This is a genomic window from Delftia sp. NA_296.1 (assembly GCF_052692095.1).
Window position 1 is genome coordinate 94,648 of sequence record NZ_JBQZGF010000009.1, and the last position, 22,082, is coordinate 116,729.

General features: G+C 68.9%; 21 protein-coding genes. 12 read left to right on the forward strand and 9 right to left on the reverse strand.

Annotation, left to right across the window (positions count from 1 at the left end; all coding sequences use genetic code 11):
- Window positions 1-19 precede the first annotated feature (19 nt).
- Window positions 20-838: a fumarylacetoacetate hydrolase family protein gene (locus ACUTR7_RS21540; protein WP_445609793.1), complete on the reverse strand. Its 819-nt coding sequence runs from the start codon at window positions 836-838 to the stop codon at window positions 20-22.
- A gap of 176 nt (window positions 839-1,014) precedes the next feature.
- On the opposite strand from ACUTR7_RS21540, the gene ACUTR7_RS21545 reads away from it, so the two are divergent.
- The 5 genes from ACUTR7_RS21545 to ACUTR7_RS21565 all read left to right on the forward strand — a co-directional run bounded on the left by ACUTR7_RS21545 (window position 1,015) and on the right by ACUTR7_RS21565 (window position 6,840).
- Window positions 1,015-2,319, forward strand: a complete 1,305-nt coding sequence (locus ACUTR7_RS21545; RefSeq protein WP_013800098.1) for a Glu/Leu/Phe/Val family dehydrogenase — start codon at window positions 1,015-1,017, stop codon at window positions 2,317-2,319.
- 320 nt (window positions 2,320-2,639) lie between these two features.
- Window positions 2,640-3,608, forward strand: coding sequence for a Bug family tripartite tricarboxylate transporter substrate binding protein (locus ACUTR7_RS21550; RefSeq protein WP_012202149.1), 969 nt, complete (start codon window positions 2,640-2,642; stop codon window positions 3,606-3,608).
- 30 nt (window positions 3,609-3,638) lie between these two features.
- Window positions 3,639-5,219, forward strand: coding sequence for a class I adenylate-forming enzyme family protein (locus ACUTR7_RS21555; RefSeq protein WP_445609794.1), 1,581 nt, complete (start codon window positions 3,639-3,641; stop codon window positions 5,217-5,219).
- A gap of 14 nt (window positions 5,220-5,233) precedes the next feature.
- On the forward strand, window positions 5,234-6,223 hold the full coding sequence (locus ACUTR7_RS21560; protein WP_207442907.1) for a tripartite tricarboxylate transporter substrate binding protein: 990 nt from the start codon (window positions 5,234-5,236) through the stop codon (window positions 6,221-6,223).
- A 164-nt stretch (window positions 6,224-6,387) separates the two neighbouring features.
- Complete coding sequence (locus ACUTR7_RS21565; RefSeq protein ID WP_034399057.1) at window positions 6,388-6,840, forward strand: PaaI family thioesterase; 453 nt, start codon at window positions 6,388-6,390, stop codon at window positions 6,838-6,840.
- Between the two features lie 58 nt (window positions 6,841-6,898).
- Here the strand turns inward: ACUTR7_RS21565 and ACUTR7_RS21570 are convergent, their stop codons facing one another.
- The 8 genes from ACUTR7_RS21570 to ACUTR7_RS21605 all read right to left on the reverse strand — a co-directional run bounded on the left by ACUTR7_RS21570 (window position 6,899) and on the right by ACUTR7_RS21605 (window position 15,566).
- Window positions 6,899-7,444 carry a hypothetical protein gene (locus ACUTR7_RS21570; RefSeq protein WP_012202143.1) on the reverse strand — a complete coding sequence of 182 codons (546 nt, stop codon included), beginning with the start codon at window positions 7,442-7,444 and terminating at the stop codon, window positions 6,899-6,901.
- A gap of 138 nt (window positions 7,445-7,582) precedes the next feature.
- Window positions 7,583-8,650: a Bug family tripartite tricarboxylate transporter substrate binding protein gene (locus ACUTR7_RS21575; protein ID WP_445609795.1), complete on the reverse strand. Its 1,068-nt coding sequence runs from the start codon at window positions 8,648-8,650 to the stop codon at window positions 7,583-7,585.
- A 187-nt stretch (window positions 8,651-8,837) separates the two neighbouring features.
- Window positions 8,838-9,710 carry an HpcH/HpaI aldolase/citrate lyase family protein gene (locus tag ACUTR7_RS21580; RefSeq protein ID WP_012202141.1) on the reverse strand — a complete coding sequence of 291 codons (873 nt, stop codon included), beginning with the start codon at window positions 9,708-9,710 and terminating at the stop codon, window positions 8,838-8,840.
- Between the two features lie 23 nt (window positions 9,711-9,733).
- Window positions 9,734-10,741, reverse strand: coding sequence for a tripartite tricarboxylate transporter substrate binding protein BugD (locus tag ACUTR7_RS21585; protein WP_063327777.1), 1,008 nt, complete (start codon window positions 10,739-10,741; stop codon window positions 9,734-9,736).
- Between the two features lie 103 nt (window positions 10,742-10,844).
- On the reverse strand, window positions 10,845-12,209 hold the full coding sequence (locus ACUTR7_RS21590; protein WP_012202139.1) for an MmgE/PrpD family protein: 1,365 nt from the start codon (window positions 12,207-12,209) through the stop codon (window positions 10,845-10,847).
- A gap of 41 nt (window positions 12,210-12,250) precedes the next feature.
- Window positions 12,251-13,453: a CaiB/BaiF CoA transferase family protein gene (locus ACUTR7_RS21595; RefSeq protein ID WP_445609796.1), complete on the reverse strand. Its 1,203-nt coding sequence runs from the start codon at window positions 13,451-13,453 to the stop codon at window positions 12,251-12,253.
- A 10-nt stretch (window positions 13,454-13,463) separates the two neighbouring features.
- Window positions 13,464-14,630, reverse strand: a complete 1,167-nt coding sequence (locus ACUTR7_RS21600; protein WP_012202137.1) for an acyl-CoA dehydrogenase family protein — start codon at window positions 14,628-14,630, stop codon at window positions 13,464-13,466.
- Window positions 14,631-14,660: 30 nt separating this feature from the next.
- Window positions 14,661-15,566, reverse strand: coding sequence for an FAS1-like dehydratase domain-containing protein (locus tag ACUTR7_RS21605; protein WP_016450243.1), 906 nt, complete (start codon window positions 15,564-15,566; stop codon window positions 14,661-14,663).
- Window positions 15,567-15,775: 209 nt separating this feature from the next.
- Between ACUTR7_RS21605 and ACUTR7_RS21610 the strand changes: the two genes are divergently transcribed.
- The 7 genes from ACUTR7_RS21610 to ACUTR7_RS21640 all read left to right on the forward strand — a co-directional run bounded on the left by ACUTR7_RS21610 (window position 15,776) and on the right by ACUTR7_RS21640 (window position 22,076).
- Entirely contained in the window at window positions 15,776-16,693 is a 918-nt protein-coding gene (locus tag ACUTR7_RS21610; protein ID WP_017406887.1) for an SDR family NAD(P)-dependent oxidoreductase, read from the forward strand.
- 169 nt (window positions 16,694-16,862) lie between these two features.
- The gene (locus ACUTR7_RS21615; RefSeq protein ID WP_313236421.1) at window positions 16,863-17,756 is read left to right on the forward strand and encodes a MaoC family dehydratase; all 894 of its coding nucleotides are present in this window, start codon (window positions 16,863-16,865) and stop codon (window positions 17,754-17,756) included.
- A gap of 212 nt (window positions 17,757-17,968) precedes the next feature.
- Window positions 17,969-18,778 (forward strand): enoyl-CoA hydratase/isomerase family protein, encoded by an 810-nt coding sequence (locus ACUTR7_RS21620; RefSeq protein WP_319074160.1) that lies wholly within the window; start codon window positions 17,969-17,971, stop codon window positions 18,776-18,778.
- Window positions 18,775-20,076, forward strand: coding sequence for an acetyl-CoA hydrolase/transferase family protein (locus ACUTR7_RS21625; protein ID WP_445609797.1), 1,302 nt, complete (start codon window positions 18,775-18,777; stop codon window positions 20,074-20,076). Before ACUTR7_RS21620 ends, ACUTR7_RS21625 begins: the two co-directional genes overlap by 4 nt.
- Window positions 20,077-20,111: 35 nt before the next feature.
- Window positions 20,112-21,320 carry an acetyl-CoA C-acetyltransferase gene (locus ACUTR7_RS21630; protein ID WP_013800084.1) on the forward strand — a complete coding sequence of 403 codons (1,209 nt, stop codon included), beginning with the start codon at window positions 20,112-20,114 and terminating at the stop codon, window positions 21,318-21,320.
- Between the two features lie 94 nt (window positions 21,321-21,414).
- On the forward strand, window positions 21,415-21,705 hold the full coding sequence (locus tag ACUTR7_RS21635; protein WP_180318510.1) for a type II toxin-antitoxin system ParD family antitoxin: 291 nt from the start codon (window positions 21,415-21,417) through the stop codon (window positions 21,703-21,705).
- Complete coding sequence (locus tag ACUTR7_RS21640; protein ID WP_445609798.1) at window positions 21,705-22,076, forward strand: type II toxin-antitoxin system RelE/ParE family toxin; 372 nt, start codon at window positions 21,705-21,707, stop codon at window positions 22,074-22,076. Before ACUTR7_RS21635 ends, ACUTR7_RS21640 begins: the two co-directional genes overlap by 1 nt.
- Window positions 22,077-22,082 lie beyond the last annotated feature (6 nt).

The following is a 22,082-nucleotide window of genomic DNA, read 5'->3' on the forward strand; positions in this document are numbered from 1 at the left end:
CGATGGCCTGCCTGAAGCCTCACAGCTGCAGGCGGGCCTCGGCGATGCCGTCCAGCTCGGCCACCACCAGGTCACCGGCCTGCGCAAAGGCCAGGCCATTCCACGTGCCCGTAGTCACCACCGTGCCTGCGGGCACGCTGCCATAGCGGCGCACCAGCTCCTGCAGCCAGCCGGCCAGCAGCCACAGCGGGTCGCCCAGCGGATGCGTTCCGGTGAACGCCTGCAGCGGCGCCGCGCCCACACGCAGCCGGCAGACCTGGGCTGACCAGTCCCGCGGCGACTCGCGCGGCAGCAGCCGCGAAGCGTCCTGCCAAGGTCCCAGTACCAGGGCGCCATGGCACAGGCCGTCGGCGGCCAGCAGCAGAGGCGGCGCCTTCAGGTGCTGGCGCCAGCGCGTATCCACCACCTCGATGGCGGCGGTGATGGCGTCGATCAGCTCCAGGCCCTCGCCAGGCTGCAGGGCGGCGGCCATCGCGGCCGTGACATCGCGGCCCAGGCGCAGGGCGATCTCGGCTTCGATGCCGCGCAGGTGCAGCGGCGCGCCACCGGCCACCGAAGGACTGGCCCAGACGCCTTCTTCGGGCAGCGGCGCATGGGTCAGCGGGGCATCGCGGCGCGGCGCGCCAGACTTCCAATAGCCCGGAACGCGGCCCGGTCCCTGCGGGCTGCCGGCCACGCGCCAGCCCAGCGCGGGCGCCATGGCGGCCTGCACGGCCTGTGCATCTGCGGGGGTGCGCACCACGTCGGCCCAATCGTCGGCGTCCAGCAATTCGCCGCTGTGGCGTGCCTGGAGCAGCGCGTGGGCCAAGGCTGTGGGAGTGCGGGGCATGTTCGTCATGGGGCGGCTTTCCTGGAGTGCATCGGTGGGTCTCAAGCGGCCCTGATTGTCCGCTGGACAAGGCTCTCCCAGGGTTATGCATTAAATGCATAAGGCTCTCGCTCATAAGGCGTTGGACAGCGCATAGCCCCGGGAATAAGCTCAAAACCCTCAGACAACTCTTGTGTGGAACCACCATGCAGCAACCCGCTTCGGCCGGCGTTACCAACCACGCCATCCCTTCCTACCTGCAGGCCGATCACCTCGGCCCCTGGGGCAACTACCTGCAGCAGGTCGATCGCGTCACGCCCTACCTGGGCCATCTCGCCCGCTGGGTCGAAACCCTCAAGCGCCCCAAGCGCATCCTGATCGTCGATGTGCCGATCGAGCTGGACAACGGCACCATCGCCCACTACGAAGGCTACCGCGTGCAGCACAACCTGAGCCGCGGTCCCGGCAAGGGCGGCGTGCGTTTCCACCAGGACGTGACCCTGTCCGAAGTCATGGCCCTGTCGGCCTGGATGTCGGTCAAGAACGCGGCCGTCAACGTGCCCTATGGCGGTGCCAAGGGCGGCATCCGTGTCGATCCCAAGACGCTGTCGCGCGGTGAGCTGGAGCGCCTGACGCGCCGCTACACCAGCGAGATCGGCCTGCTGATCGGCCCCTCCAAGGACATCCCCGCGCCTGACGTCAACACCAATGGCCAGATCATGGCCTGGATGATGGACACGTACTCCATGAACACCGGCGCCACCGCCACCGGCGTGGTCACGGGCAAGCCCGTGGACCTGGGCGGCTCGCTGGGCCGCGTCGAGGCCACCGGCCGCGGCGTGTTCACCGTGGGCGTGGAAGCGGCCAAGCTGACCGGCCTGTCGGTCCAGGGTGCGCGCATCGCCGTGCAGGGCTTCGGCAACGTGGGCGGCACGGCGGGCAAGCTGTTCGCCGACGTGGGCGCCAAGGTCGTGGCCGTGCAGGACCACACCGGCACCATCCACAACGCCAACGGCCTGGATGTGCCGGCCCTGCTGGCCCACGTGGCCGCCAAGGGCGGCGTGGGCGGCTTTGACGGCGCCGAGGCCATGGACGCTGCCGACTTCTGGAGCGTGGACTGCGACATCCTGATCCCCGCCGCACTGGAAGGCCAGATCACCAAGGACAACGCCGGCAAGATCAAGGCCAAGATGGTGATCGAGGGCGCCAACGGCCCCACCACCACCGAGGCCGACGACATCCTGACCGAAAAGGGCGTGCTGGTGCTGCCCGACGTGCTGGCCAATGCCGGCGGCGTGACGGTGAGCTACTTCGAATGGGTGCAGGACTTCTCCAGCTTCTTCTGGAGCGAGGACGAGATCAACGCCCGCCTGGTGCGCATCATGCAGGACGCCTTCGCGGCCATCTGGCAGGTGGCCCAGCAGCACGGCGTGACGCTGCGCACCGCCACCTTCATCGTGGCCTGCCAGCGCATCCTGCATGCGCGCGAGATGCGGGGACTGTATCCCTGATCACCCCCTGAGGCGCTGACGCGCCTTCCCCCTCTCTGCTTGCTTCGCAAGGGAGGGGGACGACACCCTCGCGGCGGGGCGGCCCTTGCTCGGTGTCCCTGACTTGGGCCGCGCCAGTTTTTGGCGCTGTGCACCACACGGTCAATGAAAGGCGCTTCGGCGCCTTTTTTCTTGTGGCCGTCTTTTCGGCAAGGGGTTAGCACGCGTTCCAGTGGGCCTAAGCGCGGGTTTCCGAATGGCGAAGCGGATCTCCAGTCAAACCCTGGTGCCCTGGGGCCCAGGGTTTTCTATCGTTGCGGGCAGTGAACTGGAGACTGCCCATGACCGTCCGCCGCAGCCTGCTGGCCTTGCTGGCCGCTTTGCCTTTTTTCTCCCTGGCTCCTGCCGCCGCGCTGGCGGCGGCTTGGCCTGAACGCCCCATCACCATCGTCGTGCCGGCCGCCGCTGGCGGCACCACGGACATTGCCGCGCGCGTGCTGGCCGAGAAGATGGGCAAGGACCTGGGCACCTCGGTGGTGGTGGAGAACAAGGGCGGGGGCGGCGGCAGCATCGGCACGGCCCAGGTGGCGCGCGCCAGGCCCGATGGCTACACGCTGCTGATGGGCAACATCGGCCCGGTGGCCATCAATTTCAGCCTGTACAAGCAGCTCAGCTACAAGGAAAGCGATCTGCGCGGCATCACCAATGTGATCTCCGTGCCCAACATCCTCGTGGTCCATGCCGATTCGCCCGTGCGCAGCGTGCGCGAGCTGGTGGAGCTGGCCAGGACCCGGCGCCTGAACGTGTCCACCTCGGGCGTGGGCCAGTCGCCGCACATGTCCTCGGAGATGTTCCGCCAGAAGGCCGGCATCGAGGTCACGCTCGTGCCCTTTCCCGGTGCCGCGCCTGCCGTCACGGCGCTGCTGGGCCAGCAGGTGGACTACATGATCGACAACCTGCCCAGCTCCATGCCGCACATCAGGAGCGGCAAGTTCCGCGCGCTGGCCATCACCAGCGCCACGCGCTCGGCCCAGTTGCCCGAGGTGCCCACCATGACCGAGGCCGGCGTGCCCATGCAGGTCACGGCCTGGTTCGGCCTGCTGGCCCCTGCCGGCACGCCCGATGCCGTGGTCGAGCGCATCCAGCAGTCGGCCCGGCGCGCCATGCAGACGGCCGAAGTGCGCCAGCGCTTTGCCGACCTGGGCGGCGTGCCCGGTGGCGAGACACCGGCCGAGTACGACGCCTTCATCGCCCAGGAACGCAAGAGCTGGGCCCAGATCGTCAAGGCCGCAGGCCTGTCGCTGGAATAGTGGTCCCCTCCCGTCCCTCCCGCCCCTCCCATGCAAGAAGACATCGCCTCCCTGCTGCGCCAGCCCTTTGGCTCGCTGCCCGAACTCGTCGCGCTGCAGGCCAGCCAGCGCCCCCGACACACCGCCCTGGCCTTGGATGGCCGCAGCCTCGACTACGCCGCGCTGCGCCTGGGCATGGACCGCGTGGCCCTGCGCCTGCAACGCCAGGGCCTGGGCCCCGGCGACGTGGTGGCCATCTGCGCGGGCAGCTCGCCCGAGTACGTGCTGGCCTTCCTGGGCGCGCTGCGCGCGGGCGTGGCCGTGGCGCCGCTGGCCCCGTCGGCCACCGCCGGCCACCTGAGCGCCATGCTGGACAACTGCGGCGCCCGGCTGGTGCTGCGCGACGCGGACACCGCCGCGCAATGGCCGCTGCAGGCCGGACAGGATCTGCAATGCGTGGCGCTGGACGGCGCTGTCGAAGCCGGCATGCCGTGGTCGCAATGGCTGGCTGCGGACGAAGCGGACCATGGCACGGCACCCACGCCCATCCATCCCCAGCCCGACTGGCCCTTCAACGTCATCTACTCCTCGGGCACCACGGGCGTGCCCAAGGGCATCGTCCAGTCCTGGGCCATGCGCTGGGCCCACGTGCAGCGCGCCATCCACAACGGCTACGGGCCCGATGCCGTCTCGCTGTGCGCCACGCCGCTGTACTCCAACACCACCCTGGTCGCGGCCCTGCCCACGCTGGGGCTGGGCGGCACCCTGGTGCTGATGCGCAAGTTCGACGCGGCGCATTACCTGGAACTGGCCGAGCGCCACCGTGCCACCCACACCATGCTCGTGCCCGTGCAGTACCAGCGGCTGATGCAGTGCCCGGGGTTCGACGGCGCTGACCTGAGCCGTCTGCGGCACAAGTTCTGCACCAGCGCACCCTTCCATCCCGCACTCAAGGCCGAGGTGCTGCGCCGCTGGCCCGGACGGCTCATCGAGTACTACGGCATGACCGAAGGCGGCGTGCGCTGCGAGCTGCACTGCCATGACTTCCCCGACAAGCTGCACACCGTGGGCAGGCCGGGACCGGGCGCCGACATCCGCTTCATCGATGAGCAGGGCCGCGAACTGCCGCCCGGCGAGCAGGGCGAGATCGTGGGCCGCTCGGCCGGGATGATGAGCGGCTACCACCGCCTGCCCGACAAGACGCAGGAGGCCGAATGGTTCGATGCCCAAGGCCTGCGCTTCATCCGCAGCGGCGACGTGGGCCGCCTGGACGAGGACGGCTTCATCGTGCTGGGTGACCGCAAGAAGGACATGATCATCACGGGCGGCTTCAACGTCTACCCGAGCGACATCGAGTCCGTGCTGCTGCAGCACCCGCAGGTGGCCGAATGCGCGGTGATCGGCGTGCCCTCCGATGCTTGGGGCGAGACCCCCGTGGCCTACGCCGTGGCACGCCCCGATGCCACGCCCTCGGCCGCCGAGCTGCGCGAATGGCTCAACGCCCGCGTGGGCAAGACCCAGCGCGTGGCCGAGCTGCGGCTGGCCGCCAGCCTGCCGCGCAGCGAGATCGGCAAAGTGCTCAAGCGCGCGCTGCGCGAGCAGTACCAGGCCGGCGCCCTGTCCTCTTCATGAAACGGAGTCCCCCCATGCCCATGCACCCACTCCCGCGCCGCCGCCTGCTGTCCTGCCTGGCCCTGGCGACCTGCGCCCTGCTGGCCCCGGCCGCCCATGCTGCCGAGGCCTGGCCTGCCAAGCCCATACAGCTGGTCATTCCCTATCCACCCGGCGGCAGTGCCGACCTGCTGGGCCGCCCTCTGGCCGTGCAGCTGCAGCAGCAGCTGGGCCAGCCCGTGGTGCTGGAGTACAAGCCCGGCGCAGGCGGCACGCTGGCCTCGCAATACGTGGCGCGCGCCAGGCCCGATGGCTACACCGTGCTCATGGTGCTGGCCGCCCATGCCATCAACGACAGCCTCTATCCAAAGCTGCCCTACGACACCCGCCGCGACTTCGCGCCCGTGTCTTTGGTGGCCAACCTGCCCATGGTGGTTGCGGCCAGCAGCAAGCTGCCGGCAAAGAACATCCAGGAACTCATCCAGGCCGCCAAGGCCAACCCCGGCAAGCTCACCTTCGGCTCGGCAGGCAACGGCAACACGGGGCATCTTGCGGCCGAGTACTTCGGTTCCATGGCAGGCGTGCGCATGACCCATGTGCCCTACAAGGGCAGCGCGGGCGTGGTCAACGCCATGCTGGCCGGCGACATCGACCTGACCTTCGACAGCATCTCCACCTCCATGCCCCACATCCGCAGCGGGCGCATGCATGCACTGGCCGTCACCAGCCCGCAGCGCTCGGCGCTGGCGCCCGAGGTGGCCACCATCCAGGAGCAGGGCATCGCAGGCTTCGACGTGACCGGCTGGTACGCCGTCATCGCGCCGGCCGGCACGCCCGCCGAAGCCACCCAGCGCCTGAGCCGCGAGATCGCCACCGCCCTGCGCCAGCCCGCGCTGCAGGCCCAGCTGGCCGCCGGCGGCTACGAACCCGTGGGCTCCACGCCCGAGGCGCTGCAGGCGCATATCGACAAGGAAATCACGCGCTGGGCCACTGTCGTCAAATCGACAGGTGCACGGGTGGATTGAAAGTCACCCCCTGAGCGGCTGCGCCGCTTCCCCCGTGTGCACGGCGCCCTCTCTCGCTTCGCGGGAGGGGGACGGCACCCTCGGTGCGGGACGGCCCTTCCTCGGTGCCCCGGAGTCGGTACACGCCAGTCTCGAGCGCCGCGCCCAATGCGATGATCATGTCCATGAACACACCCATCAAAGACCACCCGGCCAACCCCTTCGAAGGCGAGGCGCCCGGCATCCTCTTCGGCCTGCCCATGCCCATGGCCCGCGCCATGAAGCTCAGCGGTGAACGCATCGGCGAGGACCGCGCCCAGATCCGCATGGGCTTTCAACCGGACCAGGCCAACAGCCGCGGCGACGTGCACGGCGGCGCCATCGCCTCGCTGCTGGACTGCGCCCTGGCCTCGGCCTGCCGCTCGCACGACCCCACGGCCTTCGGCGTGGCCACCATCGATCTCACGCTGCACTACGTCTCGGCCGGCAGCGGCGATCTCATCGCCACCGCCCACTGCGAGCGGCGCGGCCGCTCCATCAGCTTCGCGCGCGGCGAAGTGCGCTCCGAGGACGGCACCCTGGTGGCCCTGGCCACCGGCACCTTCAAGCTGATGGCGCGCAGCCCGGCACAGGCCTGAGCGCAGAGCACACGCTGCGCCGGATGGCGCCGGACGGCACTTGCGTGCCGCCACGTCGTCAGAGCCGCTTTTCCTTGGCCTCGATCAGCTTTTGCATCAGTTCGCAGACCTGCCTGGCCTGCTCCTGCGTGATGTCGATGTTCTCGATCACCGAGCGCTTGAACTGGATGCCGTTGACTGCGCCGCTGTTCTCGATGAAGCCCAGCGTCAGGGTGCGGTTCAGGAAGTAGATGACGGCGGCGATGCCCCAGCCGATCAGCATGACCACCAGGCCTGCAAAAAAGCTCTGGGCCATCATGGACCCGCCCATGAACAGGGACAGGGCACCGATGCCCAGCGCCGTCTTCCAGGGCTTGTGATAGCCGTAGTAGGTGGAGCAAATGCCCTGCAGCGGGATCAGGCGCGACTGGGTGCCCGACAGCGAGGCGCTGCTGAACTCCAGGCGCTCGCTGCCCACGCGGATGGTGGTGGTGGGATCGATGTTGACCTTGGACAGGATCCAGGCGACCAGGCCGCCTTCGCGGCCTGTGATGGCAATGTGGTTGCCCTTGTCGTCTATGGGTTGCTCGCTGGCCTTCCAGGCCTTGATGACCAATGCACTCACGGTAATACCCTCTCTTGAATGTTTGAGAAACCACGGGCTGTCCCGTCATGGCATTGCACCACCGGGGCCGCCTGAGGAGGGGCGATTACAGCACAGGGCATGAGTGCAGCCTTGGGCAACCAGGGCCGCTGTGCGCCATCAACCGGGTTGCACCCCCGCCGCCTGCAGCAGCCGCCCCCAGACCGGAGCCTCTTGCGCCCAGGCCTTGCCGAAGCGCTGAGGGCTGTCGTCATCAACAGGGACGAAGCCGGCCGCGATGATGCGGGCCGTGCCTTCGCGGCTGGCCACGGCGCGGTTGGAGATCTCGCCCCATTGCCGCGTGAGGTCGGCCGGCAGGCCCTTGGGGCCGGCGATGGCCAGCCAGCCGGACAGTTCCATGGCCTCGTGGCGGTAGCCGGCCTCGGCAAAGGTGGGCACCTCGGGCAGCAGGGGCACGCGGCGCGTGCCGGTGACGGCCAGGGCGCGCAGCTTGCCTGCATCGATGTGGGGCTTGAGCGTGAGCAGGCTGCCCATGCCGATGGGGATGCGTCCGCCCAGCATGTCCTGCACCATCAGCGCCTCGCCCCGGTAGGCGGCATGCGCCATGCCGGCACCGGCCATGTCGCTGAGCACGGCGCAGGCCAGGTGGCCGTGCGAGCCTATGCCGTAGGAGCCATATGAGAGCTTGCCCGCGTTGGCCTGGGCCCAGGCCATGAATTCGCGCAGGTTGGTGGCGGGCACGTCGGCCGTGACCACCAGGGCGATGGGCGCCATGCACACGCGCGACAGGGGCGTGAGGTCGGTCAGCGGGTCGTAGGCGGTCTTCTTGTAGAGGTATTTGTTGGTGAGCATGGTGGAGGTGGTGCCCAGCAGCAGGGTGAGCCCGTCGGGCGCGGAGCGGACCACCATTTCGCCGCCGATCAGTCCGGCCGCGCCGGGCTTGTTGTCCACCACCACGGTCTGGCCCAGCTGCTGGGCCATGCGCTCGCCCAGGATGCGCGCAATCACATCGGTGGCGCCGCCCGCCGCAAAGGGCACGACGATGCGCACGGACCTTGTGGCAAAGCCGGCCTGCGCCAGCACGCTGGCGGGCCCTGCCGCCACGGCGCCGGCCGCCAGGGCCAGCGCCTGGCGCCGATTCAATCGGTTGTTCAGTCTGTCATTCAGTCGGTCATTCAATTGGCCGTTGAATCCGCTGTTCGATGCCGTCCCCGAGATCACTGCCATCACACGCTCCTTTGCCTGGGTGCCACCATGGACGGAGACACCGGATCAAGAAACCGCCGTCTCGAAATCAATCGAGTTGGCAAAGCGTATTCGAGGCAGATGGATTCACCATCAGGGAAATCATTGGACTGCTTGCACCAGAATCAGAAAACTCTGAGTGCAAAACGGCCTTTCAGTCTCATTTTGATCAAGATCGTGCTGCAGATCTCTGTTGCGCCCAGGCATGGCGCAGCAGCACCTGTTCGGCCTGCTTGAGCACGGGCGCATCGACCATGCGGCCGTCCAGCACGCAGACGCCGCCTCCGGCCTCGGCCAGGGCCTGGCGCAGGCGCTGCGCGTGGGCCACGGCCGCTGCATCGGGGTCGAAGACGGCGTGCAGGGGCTGGACCTGGGCCGGGTGGATGCACAGCTTGCCGCCAAAGCCCATGCGCCGCGCGCGTGCCGCGTCCTGGGCCAGCCGCTCGGGGTTGCGCGTGTCCACCGTCACGCCGTCCACGGCCGCGCCGATGCCGGCGCGGCGCGAGGCCAGGACCAGGGCCATGCGCATGGGCAGCAGCTCTTCCTCGCCCTGCTCGCAGGCCATGCCCGCATCGACCTGGAAGTCCAGGTGGCCGAAGGCCAGGCGCACCACCTGGGGCGCGGCAGCCAGGGCGTCGGCCGCGTCCAGGCCGGCCACGCTTTCGATGAGGGGCAGCACGGCTGCCCGTGCGCCTGCAGCCTGGGCCACCGCATGCAGGGTCTGGGCGCGCTCGGCCTTGGAGACCATGGCGCCGGCCACGCCCTGCTCCACCAGCTGCGCCAGCGCGCGCAGGTCATCCGCATGCCAGGGCGTGCCTTCGGCGTTGATGCGCACCAGCAGGCGGGCACGGGCCGGACCTTCCAGCGCACCCACGGCCTGGGCCAGCGCCTGGCGGGCGCCGTCCTTGTCGGCAGGGGCCACGGCGTCCTCCCAGTCGGCGATGACCATGTCGGCGCCGCTGTCCAGGGCCTTGCCCAGGCGCTCGGGCCGCGTGGCGGGGACGAAGAGAAAGGAAGTGGCCTGTCGCGCCAGATCGTGCATGCGGATGTCCTTGGGAGAGCGGTTTATTCGGCCGAGACGCCTGCGGCCTTGATGACCTTGTCCCAGCGCGCCACCTCGGCCTGCAGGTGGGTGCGCAGGCCTTCCGGCGTGGCCTTGTCGGGCGTGACCAGGTCGGAGCTGAGTTCGGCGATGCGTTTCTTGACGTTCTCGTCCTTGATGGCCACGTTCAGCGCCTTGTTGATGGCCATGACCACCTCCTTGGGCGTGCCCTTGGGCGCGTACATGCCGTGCCAGACCTTGACGTCGAAGCCCTTGAGGCCCTGCTCGTCCAGCGTGGGGATGTCGGGCAGCGAGGACAGGCGCTTGGGCGTGGTCACGCCGAAGACCTTGGCGCGCTGGCCGTCCTTGATCACGGGCACGGTCTGCGTGGTCTGGTCGCACAGCAGGTCCACCTGGCCGCCCATGAGGTCGTTCATGGCCGGGCCTGCGCCCTTGTAGGGCACGGTGGTGAGCTTGACGCCCGCCTGGTGCATGAACAGCATGCCGCACAGCTGGGAGACGGCGCCGATGCCGGCATTGGCCAGCGAGACCTTCTCCTGGTTCTTCTTCACGTAGTCCAGCAGCTCGGCAAAGTTGTTGGCCGGGAAGTCCTTGCGCGACAGCAGGGTCATGGGCACGTCCAGCACCTGGCCGATGTACTCGAAGTCCTTGAGCGGGTCATAGGGCAGCTTCTTGTACAGCGCAGGCGCCGTGGCCATGCCCATGTGGTGGATGAGGATGGTGTAGCCGTCGGCCTTGGCCTTGGCCACGCGGTTGGGCGCAATGGTGCCGCCCGCTCCCACGGTGTTTTCGACCAGCACGCTCTGGCCCAGCACCTGGCCCATGGGCACGGCCAGCAGGCGCGCCACCACATCGGTGGGGCCGCCAGCGCTGTAGGGCACGACGAGGACGACGGGCTTCTCGGGCCAGGCCGCGGCCAGGGCGCCGGTGGTCGCCCCGCCGGCGGCAAGGGCGCAGGCGGCGGCCGCTGCGTAAACGAGGCGGCGGCGGAAAGAAGTGGTGCGTTGCATGGTTTGTCTCCTGTGCACTTTGGTGGAAGCGGGAGGCGCTCTGTGGCGGCGCCTTTCCCATGGATTCGCCAGCCGGGGCCGGCGCGAAAACTCAGTCAAAAACTCAGTCAAGCAGGCGCTGCACGCGCGGCCAGTGCGCGATCTGCCACAGCCGCGCTACAGCGGCCTGGGCGGGGTCGTCCTGCAGGGCACCGCCATAGGCGATCAGTCGCAGCGCCTTGGCCGTGATCTCCTCGCGCGACAGCGTGTTGCCCGGATCGCCCTTGGGCTCTTCCACACGGCCGTGCAGCGTGCGGCCATCGGTGGTGAGCACGGTGACCTTGCCGATCCAGCGCTGCGGGTAGGCGGCATCGACCTCGGGGTCCAGCACCATGCCCACCTTCTCGCGCAGGGCCACCGTGGTGGCGGCCAGGTATTCGTTGTCGAACTCGTCCAGGCCCGCATGGCCGTGGCGCGCGGCCAGCGCCAGCACCGTGCCCATGGAGAACTTGCTCTGGTGCACCGTGCCGGGATCGACCACGGGGCCCAGCACGTCGATGGCGCCCTGGTGCACGTGGCAGGTAACCTGCGCCAGGTCGGCGGGGGCCAGGCCGTGGTCCTGCATGACCTGCAGCAGCGCGTCGGCGGCCGGGTGCGTGTGGCGGCAGGAGGCATGCCATTTGAACGAGGTCTCGGCCGTGGCCCAGCGCGTGCCGATGCCGTCCGTGAGGCGCGTGGGATCGGCGTCCGTGGACATGCCTGCCGCCAGGCCCTGCGGCCCGGTGAAGATGTCCTGCGCACCGGTGAATCCGTCCCGGGCCAGGTAAGCCGACATCAGGCCCGCAGCGGCCGCATGCGCGGTGTGCAGCTGCTTGCTGTCGGCGCCCGTGCGCAGGAACTCCCACAGCCCTGCCGACTGCGTGCCGGCCGAGCCGAAGGCATGCTGCATCTGCGCGGGCGTGAGGCCCAGCAGCCGGCCCACGGCGGCCGCGGCGGCCAGGGTGCCGGCCGTGGCCGTGGTGTGGAAGATGCGGTAGTGGCTGCGGCCCAGGAACTCGCCCACGCGGATGCCGACCTCATAGCCGGCCACGCAGGCGGCCATGAGCTCGGCGCCGCTGGCGCCGATGCTCTGTGCCACGGCCAGCGCGGGCGGGAAGACCACGGCGGCGGGGTGGAAGACCGAGCCGTTGTGCACATCGTCCTGCTCGGCCACATGCGAGGCCGCGGCATTGGCCAGGGCCGCCATCATGGGCGAGGTGGTGTCGGCACTGCCCAGGATCTCGCTAGGTCCCTGCGCCGGTCCCTGAGACAGCGCAAAGCGCGTGATGCTCTGCACGGGGCGCGCGCCCTGGCCTGCCAGCACGGAGCCGAACCAGTCCACCCAGAGGTCTTCGGCGCGCTGCTGAACGGCGGCGGGAACGTCGTCCCAGCGCAGCGAGGCAGCGAATTGGGCCAGCGGATGGATGCTCACTTGGGTGTCGTTTTTCATGGGTTGGGTCTCCGGCGCATTCTTGGGCATGCGCCCTGGTTTCAGGGGGCGGTTTTTCCCGGGGTCGGGCACAGGGCACTGATGCGCTCGGCGCTCCAGCCCAGCTCTGCCAGGATGGCGGCGCTGTGCTCGCCCACGGCGGGCACGGCCTCCATGCGGTAGTCGAAGGCGCTGTTGGCACCGGGGGGCAGCAGGGCCTGCACGGGTCCGGCCGGCGTGTCCACGCTGCACCAGCGCTGGCGTGCGGCCAGCTGGGGATGGGCCCACAGGCCGGCCATGTCGTTGACGCGCGCATTGGCAATGCCGGCCGCATCCAGCCGCTGCACGACCTGGGCGGCATCGAGCGCGTTGAACACGCCCAGGATCAGCGCGCGCAGTTCCTCGCGGTTGGCGTTGCGGCGCGCATTGCTGTCAAAGCGCGCATCCGTGGCCAGCGTGGGCTGCAGCAGCACCTGTTCGCAAAAGAGCTTCCACTCGCGTTCGTTTTGCAGGCCCAGCATCACCGTCCCCCCGTCACCGGCCTCGAAAGGCCCGTAGGGATAGATGCTGGCGTGCGAGGCGCCGGTGCGCGGCGGCGGCGGCGCGCCGTCGAAGGCGTAGTACATGGGGTAACCCATCCACTCGCCCAGCGCCTCCAGCATGGACACGTCGATGTGGCTGCCCTCGCCCGTGCGCCCGCGCAGCAGCAGGGCCGACAGGATGTTGGTGTAGGCATACATGCCGGCCGCGATGTCGGCCACCGAGATGCCGGCCTTGGACGGCACCTCGGGCGTGCCCGTGACCGAGAGAAAGCCCGCCTCGCTCTGGATCAGCAGGTCGTAGGCCTTCTTGTCGCGGTAGGGGCCGTCTGCGCCGTAGCCGCTGATGTCGCAGACGATGAGGCGCGGAAAGCGCTCGCGCAGCGCCGCATAGGACAGGCCCATGCGCGCGGCCGCGCCGGGCGCCAGGTTCTGCACCAGCACGTCGGCACCCTCCAGCAGCTGCAGCAGCGCCTGCATGGCCTCGTCCTGCTTGAGGTCCAGCGCCAGGCTCTGCTTGCTGCGGTTGATCCAGGTGAAGTGCGAGGACTGGCCCTGCACGCGCTGGTCATAGCCGCGCGCAAAGTCGCCGCTGCCGGGCCGCTCGACCTTGATCACGCGCGCGCCCAGGTCGGCCAGCTGGCGCGTGCAAAACGGTGCGGCCACCGCATGTTCCAGCGAGACGACGGTGGTGCCGTCCAGGGGCCTCAGGCGTTGCTGTGTCATGCGCGAGCCTTCAGAAAGAACGCGGGAGACCGAGGATGTGCTCGGCCACGTAGGAGTAAATGAGATTGGTCGAGATCGGCGCCACCTGGTACAGGCGCGTCTCGCGGAACTTGCGCTCCACGTCGTATTCGCAGGCAAAGCCGAAGCCGCCGTGGAACTGGATGCAGGCATTGGCCGCCTCCCAGCTGGCCTTGGCCGCCAGGTACTTGGCCATGTTGGCCTGGGCGCCCATGGCCTGGTTGGCGTCGAACATCTCGCAGGCCTTCCAGCGCATGAGGTTGGCGGCCTCGACCTCGATGAAGGCATCGGCAATGGGGAACTGCACGCCCTGGTTCTGGCCGATGGGGCGGCCGAACACGTTGCGGTCGCGCACATAGTTGGTCACGCGGTCCAGGAACCAGTAGCCGTCGCCAATGCATTCGGCCGCAATCAGCGTGCGCTCGGCATTGAGGCCGTCGAGGATGTACTTGAAGCCCTTGCCTTCCTCGCCGATCAGGTTCTCCTCGGGGATTTCCAGGTTCTCGAAGAACAGCTCGTTGGTCTCGTGGTTGACCATGTTGGGGATGGGGCGCACGGTCAGGCCGCTCTTTTGCGCCTCGGCCAGGTCCACCATGAAGATGGACATGCCCTCGCTCTTTTTCTTCACCTCGGCCAGCGGCGTGGTGCGCGCCAGCAGGATCATCCAGTCGCTGTGCTGCACGCGGCTGATCCAGACCTTCTGGCCGTTGACCACGTAGCGGCCATCCTTCTTGACGGCGCTGGTCTTGATCTTGGTGGTGTCCGTGCCCGTGGTGGGCTCGGTCACGCCCATGGACTGCAGGCGCCATTCGCCCGAGGCGATGCGCGGCAGGTACTTCTCCTTTTGCGCCTGCGAGCCGTGGCGCAGCAGCGTGCCCATGTTGTACATCTGCCCATGGCAGGCGCCCGAGTTGCCGCCGCAGCGGTTGATCTCTTCCATGATCACGCTGGCCTCGGTCAGGCCCAGGCCCGAGCCGCCGTACTCCTGCGGTATCAGCGCGGCCAGCCAGCCGGCCTTGGTCAGCGCGTCCACGAAGGTCTCGGGATAGGCGCGCTGCTCGTCGATCTTGCGGAAATACTCGTCAGGGAACTCGGCGCACAGCGCACGGATGGCGTCGCGGATTTCGGGGAAATTGTTGGAAAGCGTGTGTTCGATCATGGTGGTCTCAAGGCTCGGTGTTCAGGGGTCTCAGGCCAGGGTGGCTTTTCCGGTCATGGTCAGCCAGCCTTCGTGGTCCTGGGCCCAGAGTTCAATGGTCTTGCCGTCTGCAGAAGGCTTGCCGTGCACGCTGAAGGCATGCAGGTCGAAGGTGGGGCGCACGGCCTTGAACTCGAAGGACAGCACGCGCGCCTGGGGCAGCTCGCGGCGCAGCAGGTCCAGCAGCAGCGTGGCGATCAGCGGGCCGTGCACGATCAGGCCCGGATAGCCTTCGACGCCCGTGACGTAGCGGCGGTCGTAGTGAATGCGGTGGCCGTTGAAGGTCAGGGCCGAGTAGCGGAACAGCAGCACGTCGTCGGGAACGATGGTGCGCGACCAGGTTTGCTGGCCGTCCAGCGGCGGCTTCTGCGGCGTGGGCGCGGGATCGCCGGGCTGGGCAGCGGCGCGGTAGACGATGTCGTGCTCCTCGGTCAGCGCCAAACCCTGGTCATTGCTGTAGGCATGCTCGACCAGCACGAACAGCAGCTCGCCCGAGCGGCCGCTCTTGTGGCTGACCGAGCCGATGGTGGAGCGGCGCTGCACCTTCTGGCCCACCTGCAGCGCGTTGCCTGCCTCCCAGCGCAGGCGCCCGCCGGCCCACATGCGGCGCGGCAGCGGCACGGGCGGCAGAAAGCCGCCACGGCGCGGGTGGCCGTCGGGGCCGAGCTCGCTTTGGCGTGCATGGGGCAGGAAGTACATCCAGTGCCACAGCGGCGGCAGCGCCGTGCCGTCGGCGGGCTCAGGGTCTTCCCGGTCCAGCGTGGCCGACAGCGCGGCCACGGGCGCGGCCGTGATGCTGTCTGCCAGGGTTTCGCTGCGGCCCTGCCAGGACTGAAGATGCGCCAGCGCGGCGGCGTCGAGGGTGTCGGTAGCTTGCTTGTCTGTCATGGCCGCCATGGTCGGTGCAAGCGCGGCGGCCCGCAATCCGCGTTTTCTTAAGCAAGCCTTTGGCCGCGCTGAAGGCTGGGCCGGCGCGGCCTGTCCGCCGCGCTGCTTTCATTCCCGCGAAGTCCGCCCTTGTGATTGGCGAATGGCGCGGTGCGGCGTTTGCCGGCATCCTTGGTCCCGACTTCTTTCCAACGAACACTGAACGGGGACGACAGGCCATGGCGCAGAAAATGATGCAGGACAAGGTAGTGGTGGTGACGGGTGCCGGCGGCGGCATCGGGCGCGACATGGCGCTGGCCATGGCGGCCGAGGGCGCCAAGGTGGTGGTCAACGACATCGGCACCTCCACCACGGGCGAGGGCACGGACGCCGGCCCGGCGCAGAAGGTGGTCGATGAGATCAAGGCCGCAGGCGGCCAGGCCGTGGCCAACACCGACAGCGTGGCCGAGGCCGCCAGCGCGGCCCGCATCGTGCAGTGCGCCGTGGACAGCTTCGGCCGCATCGACGGCGTGGTCAACAACGCCGGCATCCTGCGCGACCGGTTCTTCCACAAGATGAGCCTGGACGAGTGGGACGCCGTCATCAAGGTCCACCTGTACGGCAGCTACTACATGAGCCGCGCGGCCGCCAACCATTTCAAGGAGCAGGAAAGCGGCGCCTTCGTGCACATGACCTCGACCTCGGGCCTGATCGGCAACCTGGGCCAGGCCAACTACAGCGCGGCCAAGCTGGGGCTGACGGCCCTGTCCAAGTCCATTGCGCTGGACATGCAGAAGTTCAACGTGCGCTCCAACTGCATCGCGCCGTTCGCCTGGAGCCGCATGATCGGCTCCATCCCCACCGACACGCCCGAGCAGCAGGCGCGCGTGGCCAAGATCCAGCAGATGACGCCCAACAAGATCGCCCCGCTGGCCGTCTACCTGCTGTCCGACGCGGCCCGCGACGTGAACGCCCAGGTCTTCGCCGTGCGCAACAACGAGATCTTCGTCATGAGCCAGCCGCGCCCGCTGCGCTCGGTGCACCGCAGCGAGGGCTGGTCGCCCCAGTTCATTGCCGAGCACGGCATGCCTGCGCTCAAGGCATCGTTCGTCCCCCTGGACCGCTCGGCAGATGTCTTCAGCTGGGACCCTGTTTGAACGACACCCCCTGAGGCGCTACGCGCCTTCCCCCTCTCTACTCGCTTCGCGAGGGAGGGGGACGACACCCTCGGTGCGGGGCGGCCCTTCCTCGGTGTCCCTGAGTCGGGCCGCGCCAGTTGCGAGGGTTGAAGCGCGCCAGCGCAATCAAACACTGAGAGGAACCGTGATGGCCATCAGCTATCAGCACCTGAAACAGCGCCCCTTCGAGCCCGTGCGCCAGCACTATGGCGAACGCGACACCATGCTCTATGCGTTGAGCCTGGGCCTGGGCAGCGATCCGCTGTCGGATGCGGCCCTGCCCTTTTTCTACGAAGGGGCGCCGGGCGGGCTGCGCGCCCTGCCCTCGCAGGCCGTGGTGCTGGGCTACCCGGGCTTCTGGGCGCGCGAGGCCGATACGGGCATCGATTGGGTGAAGCTGCTGCATGGCGAGCAGCGCATGCGGCTGCACCGCCCGCTGCCGGCCAGCGCCGACGTGGTGGGCCACAACCGCATCACGCACCTGACGGACAAGGGCGAAGGCAAGGGCGCCATCATGGTCACCGAGCGGCGCCTGGAGACCACTGGCGGCGAGCTGCTGGCCACCGTGCAGCAGGTCAGCTTTCTGCGCGGCGATGGCGGCTACAGCCTGCTGGACGGCGGCCAGCCCAGCGACGCGCCCCTGGCGCCGCTGCGCCCCACGCCGGAGGACCGCGCGCCCGACTTCACCGACACCCAGGCCATACGCCCCGAGGCCGCGCTGCTGTACCGCCTGATGGGCGACTACAACCCGCTGCATGCCGACCCGGCCGTGGCGCGCAAGGCCGGCTTCGAGCGGCCCATCCTGCATGGCCTGGCCAGCTACGGCCTGGTGGCCCATGCCGTGCTGCGCCAATGCGGCGACCGCAACCCCGCGCGCCTGAAGGCGCTGGATGTGCGCTTCACCGCGCCCGTCTATCCTGGCGAAACCCTGGTCACCGAGATCTGGCGCACGCCCGACCAGCCCTGCCAGCTGCAACTGCGCGCCCGCGTGCTCGAACGTGACAAGGTCGTTCTGAGCCACGGCTACGCCGAACTCGCTTGAATGGATCACCCCCTGAGTCGCTGTGCGCCTTCCCCCTCTCTCGCTTCGCGGCAGGGGGACGACACCCTCGCTGCGGGGCGGCGCGGCCGGCCCAGGCCCTTGCTCGGTGTCCCTGGCTTGGGACGTGCCGATTTGGACGCCTCGTCAAAGGTGCGCATAGGAGCAAGCAAGACATTCCAGCTTTTGATCTCAAAGAATCCAACCTCGGCACCATGACTACATCACCTGAAACCTCCCCCGTATTGACCTCCGTCCAGGACGGCATAGGCACGATCACGCTGAACCGGCCCGAGGCCCGCAACGCGCTCAACCAGGCCATGCGCCCGGCCCTGGCCGCCGCCGTGGCGCAGATGCGCGATGACGCGCAGGTGCACACCGTCATCCTCACGGGCGCGGGCGGTGCCTTCTGCTCGGGCGGCGACATCAGCCAGATGATGGATGCCAGCCAGGCCGGCCTGCCCTGGCGCCAGCGCATGCGCAGCCTGCACCAGTGGTTTCCCGAGCTGGTCAACCTCGAAAAACCCGTGATCGCCGCCGTGGACGGCCCGGCCTTCGGTGCGGGCCTGAGCCTGGCGCTGGCCGCCGACTTCGTGCTGTGCACGCGGCGCGCGAAGTTCTGCGCCGTGTTCGGCCGCATCGGCCTGGTGCCCGACCTGGGCGCCATGCACATGCTGCCGCGCATCGTGGGCCTGCAAAAGGCCAAGGAGCTGGTCTTCACCGCGCGCACCGTGCAGGCCGAGGAAGCCAGGTCGCTGGGCATGGTCTACGAGATCGTGGAAGACGGCGAGGCCCTGCAGGCCGCCGCCTTGGCACTGGCGCGGCGCTTCGGCGAGGCATCCACAGCCGCCATCGGCATGGCCAAGACGGCCATGAACCAGGCCTTCGAGCTGGACGCACGCGCCATGGCCGAGCTGGAAGCCTATGCCCAGACGATGTGCCGCGGCTCCGACTACCACCAGGAGGCGGTGCAGCGCTTCAAGGACAAGCAGCCCACGCGCTTCGACTGGGACCGCGCGCCATGAGCGCGCTGTCGCCGGACGCCCTGCAAGAAAGGCTGCAGGCCCTGATCCGCCCCGGCGACACCCTGTGGTGGGGCCAGGCCACGGCCGAGCCGCTGACGCTCACGCGCGCCGTGGTCGCGCAGCGCCATGCACTGGCCCGGCACAGTGGCCAGGGCCGGCTGCGCGTCTTCGTGGGCATGGGCGCATCGGACACGCTGCAACCGGCGCATGCCGACGCCATCGACTTCTTCGGCTACGCGGCCGGCGGCCCCCACCGCGCGCTGGCCCAGGCGGGCGTGCTGGACATCCTGCCCAGCCACTACTCCCACCTGCCCGGCCTGATCGACGAGGGCCTGCTGCCTGCCGACGTGGTGCTGCTCCAGGTCTCGCCACCCGATGCACAAGGCCGCTACAGCCTGGGCCTGGTCCATGAATACCTGCCGGCCGCCACACGCAAGGCGCGCGTGCTGATCGGCGAAGTCAACCCCGCCATTCCGTGGACGCACGGCAGCCTGCACCTGCAGGCCGGCGACTTCGCCCTGCTGGTCGATGCCGAACACCCTCCGCTGGACCAGGCGCGCAGCGTGCCCGGCCCTGCCGAGCAGGCCATTGCCGGCCATGTGGCCGCCCTCATCGAAGACGGTGCCACGCTGCAGGTGGGCGTGGGCAACCTGCCCGAGGCCGTGCTCGCCGCGCTGCACGGCCACCGCGACCTGGGCCTGCACAGCGGCGCCGTGGGCGACGGCATTGCAGCCCTGGCCGAAGCCGGCGTGCTGACCCACGCGCGCAAGAGCCAGGACCGCGGCGTGGGCATTGGCGGCATCCTCATGGGCGGCGAATCGCTCAGGCGCTGGGCCCACCGCAACCCCGCCCTGCAACTGCGCGAGACGCGCTACACGCACGACGCCGAGGTGCTGGCCGCCAGCCACCGGCTGGCCGCCATCAATTCGGCGGTGGAAGTGGACCTCACGGGCCAGATCAATTCCGAAGTGGCGGGCGGCGTCTACGTGGGCGCCGTGGGTGGCGCCGTGGACTTTCTGCGCGGCGCGGCACGCAGCCGCGGCGGCCTGCCCATCATCGCCCTGCCCGCCACGGCCAGGGGTGCCACGCGCATCGTTGCGCGGCTGTCCGGCCCCGTCAGCACGCCGCGCAGCGATGCCGGCCTCATCGTCACCGAACACGGCGTGGCCGACCTGCGCGGCCAGACGCTGTCGCGCCGCGTGAAACGGCTGATCGACATCGCGGCACCGGAGCACCGCGCCGACCTGGAACAACAGGCACATACCCTGCTGCGCCAATGCGGCGCAGCCTTTTCCTGATCCACTGATCCACTGATTCCCAAGGAGACAACACCATGCGCAGAGCCGCCATCGTCACCCCCCTTCGCACGCCCGTGGGCACCTTCGGCGGCAGCCTGCGGCCGGTATCGGTCGAGGAGCTGGCCGCCACCACGGTGCGCGCCGTGGTCGAGAAAAGCGGCATCGACCCCGCACGCATCGACGACGTGGTCTTCGCCCAGTCCTACGCCAGCAGCGAGACGCCCTGCGTGGGCCGCTGGGCCGCGCTGCAAGCCGGCCTGCCGGTGACGGTGCCGGGCATGCAGCTGGACCGGCGCTGCGGCGGCGGCCTGCAGGCCGTGGCCACGGCGGCCATGATGGTGCAAAGCGGCGCCGCCGACGTGGTGATCGCAGGCGGCGTGGAAAGCATGAGCAACATCGAGTACTACAGCACCGACATGCGCTGGGGCGCGCGCTCGGGCAATGTGCGCTTCTACGACCGACTGGACCGCGGCCGCGAGCGCTCCCAGCCCGTGGAGCGCTTCGGCAAGATCTCGGGAATGATCGAGACCGCCGAGAACCTGGCGCGCGACTACGGCATCAGCCGCGAGGCAGCCGACGCCTATGCCGTGCGCAGCCACCAGCGCGCCGCCGCTGCCTGGGAGGCGGGCCGCTTCGCCGACGAGATCGTCCCCGTCAAGGTGCCCCAGCGCAAGGGCGACCCCGTGCTGTTCACGCGCGACGAAGGCTTTCGCGCCGACGCCACCACCGACAGCATGGGCAAGCTGCGCGTGCTCATGCCCAATGGAACGGTCACGGCCGGCAACGCCAGCCAGCAGAACGACGCCAGCGCCGCCTGCCTGATCGTGGCCGAGGACCGGCTGGCTGAACTGGGCCTCACCCCCATGGCCACCCTGGTGGGCTGGGCCGCCGCAGGCTGCGAGCCCTCGCACATGGGCATAGGCCCCGTGCCCGCCGTCAAGAAGCTGCTGGCGCGCCTGAACCTCACGCTGGACCAGATGGACCTGGTCGAACTCAACGAAGCCTTTGCCTGCCAGGTGCTGTCCGTACTCAAGGGCTGGGAGTGGAACGACCAGGGCGCCATAGACCACAAGCTCAACGTCAACGGCTCCGGCATCTCCCTGGGCCACCCCATAGGCGCCACCGGCGTGCGCATCCTGGCCACCCTACTGCACGAGCTGGAGCGCCGCAAGGGCCGCTATGGGCTGGAGACCATGTGCATCGGCGGCGGCCAGGGGATTGCGGCGGTGTTCGAGCGGGTGTGAGGTCGGGGGAGTATCCGCTGGATGCTCCCAAGGATTGGCATACTATGCCAATCCTTCTAGACTGAAGCCCTATTCACCGCAGGAGCAGACGACCATGCCGACACGCAATGTGGTGCTCAGCGACCACCAGCACGAACTTGTCGAAGAACTGGTGCAGTCAGGCCGCTATCAGAACGCCAGCGAGGTGCTGCGTGAAGGCCTTCGCTTGGTCGAGCAGCGAGAGTCCCTCGAAGCTGCCAAGCTCAAGGCCCTTCAGGAGGCGGCGCGGCAAGGCTGGACCGATATCGCCGCTGGCCGCTACATCGATCTGTCGGACAACCAACTCGACAGCTTCATCGCAAACCTGGGACAGGAAGCTTCCAGCCGCACCCAGACGAAGGCCTGATGGCGCAATACCGCCTTTCCACGGCAGCGCAAGCAGACCTTGTCGACATCCTCTCTTGGTCTCAACAGCGCTTTGGCGTGCCAGCCCGCATGCGCTATCAAGCCCTGATTGCGACTGCATTGCGCGATCTTGCTGCCCAGCCCTGCCGAGCGGGCAGCATGGAGCGGCCCGAGTTGGGAGACGGCGTGCGCTCATGGCATTTGCGTCTGAGCCGTGACCGGGCACGCACAGCCACCGGCATCGTGCGCCACCCCAGGCATTTCCTGATCTACCGAATGCATGGCGAACAACTGGTCATCGGCCGCGTGCTGCACGATGCCATGGAGCTGGAACGGCACTTGGCCTCCGACTCGCCATGGGACGAGGGTTGAAGCCAG